The sequence below is a fragment of the Corynebacterium sp. FDAARGOS 1242 genome (genome assembly GCF_016889985.1).
Taxonomy (GTDB): domain Bacteria; phylum Actinomycetota; class Actinomycetes; order Mycobacteriales; family Mycobacteriaceae; genus Corynebacterium; species Corynebacterium minutissimum_B.
In genome coordinates, this window is record NZ_CP069568.1 from 1,062,260 (window position 1) to 1,075,776 (window position 13,517).

14 protein-coding genes are annotated in these 13,517 nt (G+C 60.2%); all 14 read right to left on the reverse strand.

Translation table 11 applies throughout. The features are described 5' to 3' along the window. Positions 1-22 precede the first annotated feature (22 nt). Positions 23-505: a 6,7-dimethyl-8-ribityllumazine synthase gene (gene ribH, locus I6J72_RS05025; protein WP_070671144.1), complete on the reverse strand. Its 483-nt coding sequence runs from the start codon at positions 503-505 to the stop codon at positions 23-25. 36 nt (positions 506-541) lie between these two features. Further along, positions 542-1,804 carry a bifunctional 3,4-dihydroxy-2-butanone-4-phosphate synthase/GTP cyclohydrolase II gene (locus I6J72_RS05030; RefSeq protein WP_204100136.1) on the reverse strand — a complete coding sequence of 421 codons (1,263 nt, stop codon included), beginning with the start codon at positions 1,802-1,804 and terminating at the stop codon, positions 542-544. An 11-nt stretch (positions 1,805-1,815) separates the two neighbouring features. Beyond that, positions 1,816-2,430 carry a riboflavin synthase gene (locus tag I6J72_RS05035; RefSeq protein WP_204100137.1) on the reverse strand — a complete coding sequence of 205 codons (615 nt, stop codon included), beginning with the start codon at positions 2,428-2,430 and terminating at the stop codon, positions 1,816-1,818. 7 nt (positions 2,431-2,437) lie between these two features. Beyond that, a complete protein-coding gene (gene ribD / locus I6J72_RS05040; RefSeq protein WP_204100446.1) occupies positions 2,438-3,409 on the reverse strand; it encodes a bifunctional diaminohydroxyphosphoribosylaminopyrimidine deaminase/5-amino-6-(5-phosphoribosylamino)uracil reductase RibD in 972 nt (323 codons plus the stop codon). 35 nt (positions 3,410-3,444) lie between these two features. Beyond that, on the reverse strand, positions 3,445-4,122 hold the full coding sequence (rpe, locus tag I6J72_RS05045; protein ID WP_204100138.1) for a ribulose-phosphate 3-epimerase: 678 nt from the start codon (positions 4,120-4,122) through the stop codon (positions 3,445-3,447). A 28-nt stretch (positions 4,123-4,150) separates the two neighbouring features. Beyond that, positions 4,151-5,695 carry an RsmB/NOP family class I SAM-dependent RNA methyltransferase gene (locus I6J72_RS05050; RefSeq protein WP_370552157.1) on the reverse strand — a complete coding sequence of 515 codons (1,545 nt, stop codon included), beginning with the start codon at positions 5,693-5,695 and terminating at the stop codon, positions 4,151-4,153. Next, complete coding sequence (fmt, locus tag I6J72_RS05055) at positions 5,692-6,657, reverse strand: methionyl-tRNA formyltransferase (protein ID WP_204100139.1); 966 nt, start codon at positions 6,655-6,657, stop codon at positions 5,692-5,694. The genes I6J72_RS05050 and fmt overlap by 4 nt, the downstream gene beginning before the upstream one ends. Before the next feature lie 55 nt (positions 6,658-6,712). Further along, positions 6,713-7,222 carry a peptide deformylase gene (def, locus tag I6J72_RS05060; RefSeq protein WP_204100140.1) on the reverse strand — a complete coding sequence of 170 codons (510 nt, stop codon included), beginning with the start codon at positions 7,220-7,222 and terminating at the stop codon, positions 6,713-6,715. 91 nt (positions 7,223-7,313) lie between these two features. Beyond that, a complete protein-coding gene (locus I6J72_RS05065; protein ID WP_204100141.1) occupies positions 7,314-9,347 on the reverse strand; it encodes a primosomal protein N' in 2,034 nt (677 codons plus the stop codon). A gap of 11 nt (positions 9,348-9,358) precedes the next feature. Next, complete coding sequence (gene metK, locus I6J72_RS05070; protein WP_115021977.1) at positions 9,359-10,582, reverse strand: methionine adenosyltransferase; 1,224 nt, start codon at positions 10,580-10,582, stop codon at positions 9,359-9,361. 133 nt (positions 10,583-10,715) lie between these two features. After that, complete coding sequence (gene coaBC / locus I6J72_RS05075) at positions 10,716-11,957, reverse strand: bifunctional phosphopantothenoylcysteine decarboxylase/phosphopantothenate--cysteine ligase CoaBC (protein WP_204100448.1); 1,242 nt, start codon at positions 11,955-11,957, stop codon at positions 10,716-10,718. A 197-nt stretch (positions 11,958-12,154) separates the two neighbouring features. Beyond that, positions 12,155-12,457: a DNA-directed RNA polymerase subunit omega gene (gene rpoZ / locus I6J72_RS05080; protein WP_039675212.1), complete on the reverse strand. Its 303-nt coding sequence runs from the start codon at positions 12,455-12,457 to the stop codon at positions 12,155-12,157. Positions 12,458-12,495: 38 nt separating this feature from the next. Further along, positions 12,496-13,065, reverse strand: coding sequence for a guanylate kinase (gene gmk / locus I6J72_RS05085; protein WP_070671123.1), 570 nt, complete (start codon positions 13,063-13,065; stop codon positions 12,496-12,498). 8 nt (positions 13,066-13,073) lie between these two features. Beyond that, on the reverse strand, positions 13,074-13,394 hold the full coding sequence (gene mihF, locus I6J72_RS05090) for an integration host factor, actinobacterial type (protein WP_039675208.1): 321 nt from the start codon (positions 13,392-13,394) through the stop codon (positions 13,074-13,076). Positions 13,395-13,517 lie beyond the last annotated feature (123 nt).

Genomic DNA, 13,517 nt, shown 5'->3' on the forward strand with positions numbered 1-13,517 from the left:
CGCGTGGCCTACTTACTGCGGGCTACTGCGGGGTCGACTCGTTTAGTGTACGCAAGGTGTGCACGGTTTCTAAAGCTGCGTGCATGGATTCCGCGCCCTTGTCTTCGGCGGAGCTTTCAAAACCTGCGCGGTCGACGGCTTGGTCATACTCGTTAACGGTGAGCACGCCGTTGCCTACCGGCGTCGACTCATCGAGAGCAATGCGTGTGAGGCCCTGCGTTACCGAGTCACACACGTAATCAAAGTGCGGGGTCCCACCGCGGACAACGCATCCGAGCGCAACGACGGCATCGTGCGTGCGTGCCGCAGCTTGGACCACCACGGGCAGCTCCAACGCGCCGACGACGCGCACAGCGGTGATTTCCGCGCCGGCTTCTTCAGCGGTCTCAATAGCGCGGCGGTGCAGCTGATCACAGATTTCCTCGTTCCACGTCGCCGTCACCACAGCCACGCGGATGCCCTCACCGGAGACATTCTTTGGAGTAGGAAGGCCGTCTTTGCTCATTGTGTGCTCCTTTGTGAACCTTGAAGTCGTGAACGTTTAAGAGTGCTTCTTGTCCCACTCTGCCACCTGTGGCAGGTCGTGGCCCATACGGTCGCGCTTGGTGCGCAGGTAGGCGATGTTGTCTTCCGTCGCCGGGGTAGCCAAAGCGGTGCGTGCAGAGGCATCAATGCCAAAGCCCTGCAGGCCTTCGCCCTTGTGCGGATTGTTGGTGAGCAGGTTCACTGAAGAAACGCCGAGATCCCGCAGGATCTGTCCGGCCACGGAGTATTCGCGGGCGTCTTCCGGCAGGCCTTGCTCGACGTTGGCGTCGACGGTATCCAAACCGCCGTCCTGCAGGCTATAGGCCTTGAGCTTGTTGATGAGCCCAATGCCGCGCCCTTCTTGGCCGCGCAGGTAGATAACAATGCCCCGTCCTGCCTCCTGCACCGCACGCAGGGATTCCTGCAGCTGTGGACCGCAATCGCAGCGCTGGGAACCGAAAACATCGCCAGTAAGACACTCCGAGTGCACACGCACCGGCACATCGGTGGCACCGGCGTAATCGTCGAGGTCACCGACAATGAGTGCTATGTGCTCGTGCTTGTCGACGTCATTCCGGTAACCCACCGCCCTGAACTCGCCGTGCTCAGTGGGCAGGCGAGTTTCTACCTGGCGGGTGACGTGCTGCTCGTGGTGGCGACGCCAGTCAATAAGCTGCTCAATGGAAATCATCGTCAGGCCGTGCTTATCGGCGAAGCGACGCAGCTCCGGGGAACGCGCCATATCGGTCGGATCCTCTTCGGACACGATCTCACACAAAACACCTGCGGGTCGCAGCCCTGCGAGGCGGGCCAGGTCGATGGATGCCTCGGTATGACCATCGCGCTCAAGCACACCGTTGGGGCGTGCTGCGAGAGGAACCACGTGTCCGGGCCGGGTAAAGTCTGCAGGTTCCGAGGTAGGGTCCGCCAACGCACGAATCGTCTCGCAGCGCGAGGTGGCAGAAATGCCCGTGGAACCGTTGGCTAGGTCCACCGTCACCGTGTAAGCGGTATGACGCACGTCTTGGTTCACGGCCATCATCGGCGGCAGGTTGAGCCGCTCACATTCCTCCGGCAGGAGTGGTGCGCAAATATAGCCGGAGCTATAGCGCACCATGAAGGCCACGAGTTCTGGAGTAGCCAACTCAGCGGCAAAGATGAGGTCACCCTCGTTCTCGCGGTCCTCGTTGTCCACGACGATGACAGCTTTGCCGGCCGCGATGTCCGCGATGGCTTGGTCGACGCTATCTAGAGTGAAGGTTGAATCTGCGGCGGTCATAAGGATTAACTCTATCCCTCAGCAGAATGCGCAGTGCCGTTGGGGTAAACCATCTTCTCCACATACTTAGCGACCACGTCAACTTCCAGGTTTACTGTTGCCCCAGGCTCCAGGGAACCGAATACAGTATCGCGCAGAGTGGTCGGGATGAGTGAGACCTCGAAGTAGACCTTTCCCACTGCCGAGACAGTCAGCGAGGTGCCTTGCACAGCAATGGAACCTTTCTCCACCACGTAGTGCGCTAGATCCTGCGGGAGGCTGAAGCGCAGAACTTCCCAATTCTCTGATGGGGTTCGAGAAAGCAACTGTGCCGTTCCATCCACGTGCCCTTGCACAATGTGTCCGCCAAGGCGCGTTGTGGGTAGAACCGCGCGCTCGAGGTTGACCGCCGAGCCAGTTTCTAGTTCTCCCAGTGAACTGCGATCCAAGGATTCCTGCATGACATCGGCGATAAAGGTGCCCTCGCCAAGTTCCGCTACGGTCAGGCACACACCGTTGACCGCGATAGAATCACCAAGCTGGGCGTCGTCTAAAACCACCGCCGCAGCAATGCCGAGACGCACGGCATCGCCCTGGTGCTCCACGCTTTCCACGCGACCAATTTCTTCTACAAGTCCTGTAAACACCGAGTCTCTATCCTTTCCTCTGATATTCAATAAGCACGTCATCGCCTAATACCTTGACCGAGTGACGGCACCAGCGCGGCGCTTCTGCCAGCGTCGATGCGGCCGCGTGCTTAAGCACACCAGTGCCTTCACCGAGGATGACGTTGCCCAGGTAGGCCTGGATCGAGTCGACGTACCCGAGCTCCAGCATGCTGGAAGCAAGTCCGGCTCCGCCTTCCACGAGGACGTCACGGGCACCACTGGCGTACAGTTCAGCCAGAGCTGCCTGAGGCGTGGCGTATTGCTCGAAACCTAGACGTGCGAGGTTGTGAGCGCCGTGCTTGGCGACGTCCCTACGTCCCACCACGACACGCCGCGGCTGGTTATCCCGCAATCCACCGTCCGGGTAGCGCGCGGTGAGCGAAGGGTTATCGGCCAACGCCGTGCCGGTACCGATGAGGATGGCATCGCGCCGAGTGCGATCGATATGGACGTGTTCGCGGGCCCGAGCACCCGTAATCCACTGGCTTGTGCCATCAACAGCAGCGGTAAAGCCGTCGAGGCTTTGAGCAAACTTCAGCGTGACATGTGGCCGGCCCAGCTCCATCGCAGTGAGCCAGGGAATGAGCACATCCTCGACCCCTGCGGGCGCCTCAACCGTGCCGACGGTGATACCGGCCGCTGCTAGTGCGGCGGCACCGCCCCTTGCCTTGGGAGTGGGATCAGGATGGAGGAAGTACACACTGCCCAGGGAGGCGTCGATAAGCGCCTGCGCGCACGGGCCCGTACGCCCGGTGTGGTTGCAGGGCTCCAACGTCACCACGGCGGTCCCGCCGCGGGCCTTCTCCCCTGCCGCCGTGAGCGCCATAATCTCCGCATGGGGGCCGCCGGGCGGCTGCGTGTGGCCCACGCCGGCAATTTCACCGGCGGCATCCACAATGACCGCTCCGACAGGTGGATTGGGGCTGGTGGTGCCTCGTGCTTGGGCGCCGGCTGTCATGGCCAGGCGCACTGCATTCTCAATCAAAGCTCTGGTTACAGCGTGGCTAGGCGGCGCAGCTCATCGACAGCAGCGGCCTTATCCGCTTGCTTGTAAATGGCAGATCCCGCCACAAAGGCATCACATCCGGCTTCTGCGGACTGGCGGATGGTTTCGGCAGAAATGCCACCGTCGATCTCAATGAGAACATCAAGACCGCGCTCATCAATGGCCCGGCGCAGCGTACGGACCTTATCGAGTTGCTCAGGCATAAAGCTTTGACCGCCAAAGCCCGGCTCCACGGACATGACGAGAACCTCGTCGAAGTGCTCCAAAGAATCCAACCACGGTTCAATCGGGGTGCCAGGTTTGATGGAGAATCCTGCACGCACGCCAAGGTCCCGAATCTTCTGTGCAAGCGTTAAAGCCGCGTCTTTGTCGGCGACAGCCTCAACGTGAAAGATGATGCAATCAGCGCCGACCTTGGCATAGGTCTCGACCCACTTCTCTGGCTCCTCAATCATGAGGTGCACGTCGAGGGTTTGCGTCGTGATGCCGTCCACGGTGGCGGTGATGTCCGGGCCGAAAGACAAATTGGGGACAAAATGACCATCCATAATGTCAACGTGGATCCAGTCCGCGTTGGCTACTGCGCGGACTTCCTCACCGAGTTGGGTAAAGTCGGCGGCCAGAATGGACGGGGCGATGATGGGACCAGACTTTTCTGCAGACATGTCACATAGCCTAGTCCCTTCGTCCTTTCTAGTCCGCGAGTCGACGAAGGACTGCGAAAAACATGGCGTCTGTGCCATGGCGATGGGGCCACAACTGTGCGGACAGTTCGCTGCCCACATTGCCCATGTTCGGCAAAAGCTGGCGCGCATCGAGCTCTTCAATGCGCAACGCTGCCCCCTCGCCATGCTGGGCGACGGCCGCGTCGACAATCTCGCGGGTTTCGCGCAGGTCTGGCGAACACGTCGAATAGACCACAACGCCGCCCGGGCGAACCAGGTTGAGTGCAGATTCGAGAAGCTCTGCCTGCAGTGAGGTGAGGTCCTTAATATCGGACTCAGACTTGCGCCATCGAGCTTCTGGTCGGCGACGCAGGGCTCCGAGACCGGAACAGGGGGCGTCGACAAGAACGCGGTCATACCCTGGCTCGAGGCCGGGCGAGCGGCCATCGGCCGTATGCACCCGCACCGGTAGATCCCTCGCGGTCTTTTCGACGAGCTTTGCTCGGTGCGGGGAGACCTCGATGGCGTCGACAGTAGCGCTGTCGATTCGGGCAATCGCCCCCATGAGCGCAGCCTTGCCACCTGGTCCGGCACAGAGATCCAGCCAACGGCCGGTGTCATCACCAATCAAGGGAGCTTCCGTGACTGCGCGTGCAATAAGCTGCGAACCTTCATCCTGTACCGCCGCCATGCCTTGGCGCACGGGTTCCAGGGAACCGGGGTCACCGTGTTCCAAATACACCGCGTACGGCGAATACTGGCCTTCCTCACAGCCGGTCATGAGCGCGAGCTCTTCTGCCGTTATCTCCCCTGGACGTGCTACGAGGTGCACGATGGGCCGCTGGGAATCAGCCTCAAGCGCTTTCTCCAACTCCTCCGAGTCACCTAAAGCTCGCGCGAAAGAGTGGGCAATCCACTCGGGGTGGGCGTGGCGGAAGGCACGCGCTGCAATCTCGCCACTTGGTGTCAGCTGTTCCAGCCACTCTTCTGCCGGAGTGCGCGTGATGGTGCGCATGATGCCATTGGCAAAACCTTTGGCCTTCTCGTGGCCAGCTGCCTCGACGAGGCGCACGGTGGTATCGACTGCAGCATGCGCCTCTACACGGGTATAGAGCACCTGGTACGTACCCAAACGAAGCGCAGTCAGCACCTCCGGCGCCATCGCATCGAGCCCCCGGGAAGCACACTGAGCGATAACTGCATCGAGTACGCCTTCGGTACGCAGGGTCCCGTAGGTAAGTTCTGTAGCAAACGCCGCATCGCGTCCAGTGAGTTTGTTCGCGCTGAGCGCCTTGGGCAGTGTGAGGTTGGCAAAGGCGTCATCGGCAGCCACGCGACGCAGCACGTCGAATGCCACCGCGCGCGGGACATCGACACCGCTGCGGCGCGCGGCTTGAATCAGCGAGTCTGTGGGGCGAACGCGATCATTTCGGCGCCCCGCAGCGGTGCCTCGATTGTTGTGGCGCGTGGAGGCACGCTTTTGCGTGCCTCCACGACGCTTTTTGTCGTGGTTCTTCTGTCCGCGATCAGCGGGGTCACCGGACTTGCTGCGAGATCTGAAGCCTCCGCTCACGAGAAGGTCACCTCATCCTGTTCATCCTTGGCCATCTGGCTGCTCAATCCCCTGCCCCAATCGGCGGCGTTCATCATCTTCTTTCCTGGTGGCTGAATCTGTCCCAGGCGCACTGCGGTGCTGCCCGTGCCGACGAGGACCTCCTTTTTTCCTACTCGGACCTCGCCTGGGCGCAACGCAGACGCGCCCGATTCACCATCAGCCAGGCTGATAGGGCCGACCTTAAGGCGGGACTCGCCCAGCAGCGTCCATGCACCTGGACCTGGAGTGTGAGCGCGGATGTGGCGGTCGATGACGTCGGCAGGCGCTGCCCACTCAATCCGGGCATCCTCAGTAGCAATCTTGTGCGCGTACGTCGCTTCCCCTTCCTGCGGCTTCGGGGAAATGCTGCCGTCCTCGAGGCCATCCATCGTCTCCACGAGAAGGTCCGCCCCTGCGTAGGCAAGGCGTGTGAGCAAATCATCTGCGGTATCGGTGGGCTGGATGCGCTCCTCCAAGGTGGCAAGGATGTCACCGGTATCAAGCCCCTTGTCGATGCGGAAGGTGGTAGCGCCAGTGACCTCATCGCCGGCAGCAATGGAGGCCTGTACCGGGGCCGCGCCGCGCCATGCGGGTAGCAGGGAGAAGTGCAGATTAACCCAACCGTGGGCTGGAACTTGGAGAAGGTCTTCAGTAATGAGGTTGCCATAGGCCACAACGGGGATAGCCTCGGGAGAAAGCTCGGCGAGACGTGCGCGAAGGGCATCGCCGTCCTCGGTCCCCGGCTTCAGCGTGGTTGGTGTCAGCACCTCAATGCCATGTTTCTCCGCCAGAGCCTTGACCGGACTCGGATGGAGCGTGCGTCCACGACCGCGGCGGGCATCTGGGCGGGTAATGACGGCAGCGACCTCGTGACGGGAAGCAATGAGCTTCTCCAGCGCCACAACGGCTGGCTCGGGGGTTCCGGCGAAAATGATGCGCACTGTAAGACTCGTACCTTTCTAGTAAACGTATTTGGTTCGCGAATGCGGTTGTGTATTACGCGTTAAACCAGTCTGATTCTCGGATGGTCTTCATAGATTCCTTCCGTAGCTCACTGCTCAAGCGCTGCAGGAAAAGCACGCCGTCAAGGTGATCGGTCTCGTGCTGAATACACCGCGCCATAAGGCCTGACGCCACCATCGCCAAGGGCCGTCCTGAGGGATCGAAGCCGCGCACTCGGACCGTGTTGTAGCGCTCAGTTGGCTGCGAGATGCCCGGGATGGACAAACAGCCCTCGGTTCCTAGCTGGGTATCCTCACCTATGGCGTCCCATTCTGGATTGACAATGGCCCCACGAAGCCCATCTTGATAATGCGAGCAATCGAAGACAAAGATGCGCTTGGTCAGGCCAATTTGGTTAGCAGCAAGGCCCACTCCACCGGCATCCTCCATCGTCTCAAGCATGTCTTGAGCGAGGCGCTCGAGGGATGGCCCGAACTCGGTAATCTCCTCGGCACGGGTATTCAGGACGGGATCGCCATATAGGCGAACCTCGCGCACAGTCATGGTGAGTACTCCTCGTCGTTGGGATGTTCTTGACCGACAATAGTTCACCGCGCACCATCCGCGCCGACGAGGTACCCCTCGTGCGTGCTGCCTAACCAATGTTGATGGGATCGACGGCGATACGTAGCGGCAACACATCTTTGCGTGCACTGCGCACCGCGTTCGCGGTACGCAACCTCACTCCAAGTTCCGAACGCGGCCCTAGAGGGGTGCGCAAGAGCAAGCGCTGAGGCTCGCCGCCGCGCTCGCGGTCATAGTCGCCCGGCAGACTCACACCAGGCGGCAAGGGCACGGGGCCGAGAAGCTCAGCATGTTCCGGGAGCTCTACCAGCTCAAGGAAGGAAGCCAAGGAAGCATCAGCGCCGTCGATAGCTGCCATATGCACTGCGGGTGGGAAACGCACCTCCCGACGTGCATGCAACTCTGCGGCAGCAGCACCCACCATGTCCCAGTTCATAAAGAAGCCCACGAGTGGTAGCTGTTCGTCAGCCGCCACAATGACCACACCACCAGCTTCCGCTGGGCAGACGAGACTCGCCGCGGCAGCCCACTTAGCCAGGGTATCTTCCGTTGCGCGCAGATCCTGGCGGCCCAATAGCGCACCAGTCTCCACGAGTAATGCTGCACCATAATGACCGTTGTCCGCCACATAAGGTTCCGCACCGGGTGTTGCAATAACGAGAGCCGGCCCTTGTGGGATCTCATCGACCACCTTCGAACCACCCGACAGAATAATACGAGTCTGGGGGAAGGCGCGGCCTAGCTCCTCCGCTGTGCGCTCGGACCCCAGCACGATGGCGCGCAGACGCGGTGAGCCGCACTCGGAACAGCGATAGTGTGTGTCCACTCGCCCACACCAACGGCAGGTAGGCAAAGACGCCGACTGGGAGTTGGTACTTCCGGCGGCGGGAAGACCCAGCGGGCCGTTGCAGTGCCGGCAGCGCGCCGGGGAAGAGCACTGCCCGCAGGCAAGGATTGGTGCGTAACCTTTACGCGGCACTTGAACGAGGACAGGCTCGCCACGGTCGAGGGCAGCTCGCGTGGCCTGGAAAGCTGGACCAGAAACCGAGGTGGTTCCTCCCTGCATGTGCCTAGCGAGTTGTACTCCGAAGGCACCTACCGGGACGATGTCAGGGCGGGAGGCTTTAAGCGCCTCTTCTGTGGGGACGAGGTTGTGGGCCCACCCAGACTCCACTAAGAGCTGAACCTCAGCGGTACGCGAATGACCAGCCACAATGAAGCTGCAGCCTTCGTGCGCAGAACGCGTACTGAGTACCTCGCGAGCATGGACGTAGGGCTTAAGGTTATCCACGAGGTTATCGTCACCATCATTGAGGATGACCGCAAGCTGTAAGTCTTTGACAGGAGCAAAAGCCGCCGAACGCGTTCCAATGACAATGCGGGATTGACCAGTCAGCGCAGAAAGGTAGCGCCGATAGCGCGCCTGGGGGCCAGTGCTGTGAGCAAGCACAGTAACCTGCTTGGCGGAGACATACTGACGGAAGGCCTTTTCCAACCGGTCGAGGTCGCGCTGGTCAGGAACGACCATGAGCACTCCCCCGCCCTTGATCGCCACGCTGGTGCCGAGAGCTGCGAGTGCTTCAGCCCAATCTGCGCCAGGCGCTATTTGCCAGGCAGCACGAGCGATGTGCCCAGCTAGAACCGAGTCAACGAAGGACTCACCATATTCATACCGTGACCACGCAGAAAGATCTGGGTGCTCAATGCTGCCTAACTCTTCCCACGGCGTCTCAAGATCGGCTTCTTCCGCCTTCGCATGACGTGCCGGAATAGCCGTACGAATAATGTCAGAACGCACCCCGCCATAACGGGCTGCTAGAGAATCCACTAATGCTGACATGACGGGCGTATATACCGCGTACGGCGAAATGACTCGGTCAATATAGCGCAGCGATCCCTCAAATTCTGAATCACTACCGCGGGCGAGAAGGATGGCGTCAACCAGCCGCCCGTTAAAGCGGATGCGCACGCGAACACCCGGTTGCGCTGCCTCTGAATCTGCCTCATCAATGAGGTAATCAAAGGTACGGTCCAGGTGTGCTACCCCCAACAAAGGCAACACCCGCCCGACCGGTTGATGGGCGGCGGGTGTCTTCTTGGGCATAGTGCCCGATTCTACAGGCCGGCAGCGCGGCGTAGATCTTCAGCGCGGGAGGTGTCCTCCCACGGCAGGTCGACGTCGGTTCGGCCGAAGTGGCCGTAGGCGGCAGTCGCACTGTAGAGCGGGCGCAGCAGGTCCAAATCGCGGATGATGACAGCCGGTCGAAGGTCAAAGACCTTGTTGACAGCGGCCTGAATGGCTCCGTCGGTCAACCCGTTCTTAGCCGTGCCAAAAGTCTCGACGTAGAGGCCTACCGGCTTCGCACGACCGATGGCATAGGCCACCTGAACTTCGGCGCGGTCAGCAAGACCGGCCGCCACGATGTTCTTAGCCACCCAGCGCATTGCGTAGGCAGCAGAACGGTCCACCTTGCTTGGGTCCTTGCCGGAGAACGCGCCGCCGCCGTGGCGGGCCATGCCGCCATAGGTATCGACGATGATCTTGCGGCCAGTTAGTCCAGCGTCGCCCATGGGACCACCCAAGATGAAGGAACCAGACGGGTTGATGAGCAGTTCGGTGTCATCGGTGTAGTACTTGCCCAACTCGGCATCATCTATAACCCATTCCACCACGTGCGTACGCAGCTGTTCAGTGAGCCATTCCTGCGTAACGTCCGGATCGTGTTGGGTAGAGATCACAATGGTTTCCAGACGGGTCGGTACATCGTCCTCGTCGTAGGCAAAGGTCACCTGAGTTTTGCCATCGGGACGCAGGGAGGGAATAATTCCTTCCTTACGCACCTGGGTCAGACGGCGGGATAGGCGGTGAGCGGTGGAAATCGGCAGCGGCATAAACTCAGGCGTCTCGTTAGTGGCATAGCCGAACATGAGGCCTTGATCGCCGGCACCGTACTGGTCATCATCCTCATAGTCACCGGAACGAACTTCGGTGGAGGCATCCACACCGGCGCCGATCTCCTGAGACTGCTCACCGATGGCGACGTTGACGCCGCAGGTACGGCCATCGAAGCCCACATCAGACGAGGTGAATCCGATGTCCACGAGAGTCTTGCGAACAATCTGAGGGATTTCGACATAGCCGGAGGTGCGGACCTCGCCCACGACATGGACCTGGCCCGTGGTCACCATCGTTTCGACGGCGACGTGGGCATCGGGGTCGACCTCCAGTAGGGCGTCAAGAATGGCGTCCGAGATCGCATCACAAATCTTATCCGGATGACCTTCTGTCACGGATTCGCTGGTGAAGAGGCGTACTGCCTGGGTAGCTGATTCAGTCACACATTGTCCTTAAGCTAGTTCCGCGCGCCGTGAGATGGGTTGAGAGGCTGGTACGTAGATCCCAGCGTGAAGTAGCGGCGCGTTGACACCAGCCCATCGTAGACCAAGCGGTCTACAGCTGCAAGAATGACCGCTACACCGGAAGTATTTCATTCACTGCATCAAGAATCTGCGCCGCCACTACTTGTTTGCTGCCGTGCTCCACCACTACCGGCTCAGCATTGCGCCGAAGGATCCACCCCGCGCTAGTGGGTTGTCCAAAGACCTTGCCTTCGCCCACTTCATTGGCCATAAGGACATCGCAGCCCTTCCGGTGAAACTTCTGCTGGGCGTACTCAAGAACGCTTGTGTTGTCATCGCCGGTCTCGGCAGCGAAGCCTACAATGACGGCGTCTTTGTTGATTTCTCCACTGTCGCGTCGCTTCACGAGGCCTTTGAGGATATCTGGGTTCTCCACGAGCTCGAGTCGCGCCAAATCCTCGTCAGCAGCACCTTTTTTCATCTTGGAATCGGCCACGTGTGCTGGGCGATAGTCCGCTACCGCGGCGGCCATAATGACGATATCGGCATCTGCGGAATGCTCGTTCATGGCAGCCTCCATATCGCGTGTTGAGGTCACGCGTACTACGTCGGCACCGGAGGGAACCGGAAGATCCTCAGTAGCTCCCGCAACGATTGTGACATCAGCCCCGCGCTGTGCGGCAATCTCCGCTAATGCAAAGCCTTGGCGGCCCGATGAACGGTTACCAAGGAACCGTACTGGATCCAGATTCTCCTGGGTGCCACCGGCGGAAACGACAACCTTGCGGCCTTGCCAGTCGAAAGGAACCTGATGGCCGTCCATGACGGTACGTGCAAATTCGGCGATCTGGTTCGGCTCCGGAAGCCGTCCAGCACCAGTGTCCTTACCAGTAAGACGTCCGTGTGCGGGTTCCATAACGGTAATCCCACGGCGGCGCAGCGTTGCCACGTTGTCTTGTGTTGCCGGATTCAGCCACATCTCAGTATGCATCGCGGGAACTACGATGACCGGGCATGTCGCCACGAGTACGGATGCAGTGAGCAAATCATCCGCACGGCCACAGGCTAGCCGTGCAATGAGATCCGCCGTTGCTGGCGCGATAACGACGGCATCTGCTTGCTGGCCCAAAGCCACATGCTGAACTTCATCCACCGCATCAAACACAGAAGTCGAGACCGGGTTGCCTGATAGAGCCTCGAAGGTGGCCGCGCCGACAAAATTCAGGGCAGATTCAGTAGGTATGACGCGAACATCATCGCCTTGCTCTTTGAAGTCACGAATGAGGTGGCAGGCTTTGTATGCGGCGATGCCGCCGGCCACACCGACAAGGATGCGACGGTGGGCACTGGTCATGTCTGGGGTTTCCTGTACGTCCTTCACCCGGACGATGTTACCCAAGACGCAGGAAACCCACCCATGCTTCCTTCAAGATGCATGGGTGGGTATCGAAGACAATTCACTGTGTTCAATCGCCCGGCGGTCAATCCCCCGGCCCGGCAGGCCCGGAAGCCACGAGACACAGTCAGTCGACGCGTTAACCCGCGTAGAGCCTAGTTGCCTTCCTCGTGGTCGAGGAGACCGGCCTCGATCTCACGCAGGGCGATGGACAGCGGCTTCTCACCCGGCTCCGGGGTCACCAGCGGTCCAACGAACTCGAAGACGCCTTCGTCTTGTTCCTGGTAGTAGCTGTTAATCTGACGCGCTCGCTTCGCGGCGAAGATCACCAGTGCGTACTTAGAAGAGACCTTATCCAGCAGCTCATCAATCGGCGGGTCAGTAATACCCGTTGGCGGATCGAAAACTGGCTCAGGCTTTACGGCCTCAGAATTAGCAGGTGTGGTCACGTTGGTCACATGCACCTTTACTGTTGGTAGATGGTCAAAATCTTGGTCTATCCACGCAGGATAGCACTAATAGCAGTTACGGCCTCATCGAGTTCATTGTTGACTACGACGTGGTCGAACTCCTTTTGCGCGGCAAGCTCCGTCTCTGCAGTCTGCAGTCTGCGGTCGATGACATCCTGGGGTTCCGTTCCCCGCCCGGTCAGGCGCTCAACGAGAACATCCCATGAGGGTGGGGCAAGAAACACGGTTTCTGCCTCCGGCATCGCCGCCTTGACGTTGCGGGCGCCTGCAAGATCAACCTCCACCAACACCGGACGGCCAGCCTGCAAGGCTTCCTGGACCGGCTGTGCCGGCGTGCCGGAACGCTGCAAGCCGCCGTGGATTTCTGCCCATTCGAGCATGTCTCCGGCGTCGATACGTTCCTGGAAGTCCTCCGGGGTGACGAAGAAATAGTCAACCCCGTCGGTCTCGCCAGGACGGGGTTGGCGCGTCGTCATAGAGACGCTGAAGTAGAGGTTGTCGACATCGTCGCGCAGGCGCGAAACCACAGTGGACTTACCCACTGCAGACGGCCCGGCCAGAACAACCAGGCGTCCGCGTGCAGTTTCGTCAGCCATTGCGCTATTTACTCGCCGTAGCCGAAACGCTCGAGCAGGGCGCGACGCTGACGGTCACCCAGACCACGCAGGCGGCGGGTCTGAGCAATCTCCAGGTCCTCCATGATTTCCTTAGCCTTGACCTTGCCCACCTTCGGCAGGGCCTCGAGGAGAGCGGAGACCTTTGTCTTGCCGATGATCTCATCGGTCTCAGCCTTCTCCAGAACGTCCTGCAGGTTGGTCTCGCCGCGCTTCAGCGCAGCCTTGAGCTCAGCACGTGCCTTGCGGGCCTCAGCGGCCTTTGCGAGAGCTTCCTTGCGCTGCTCATCAGTCAACTTGGGAAGGGCCACGGGTTTCCTCCGATTTCATTAGTGTGAACATTTTCATCTGATGGCTGGCACCAGAATCTCGGTCCTCAGGGGCATGATTTCCCCAGCGGGAGATAGCTTTTGCTACCTCCACGAACCGACTTC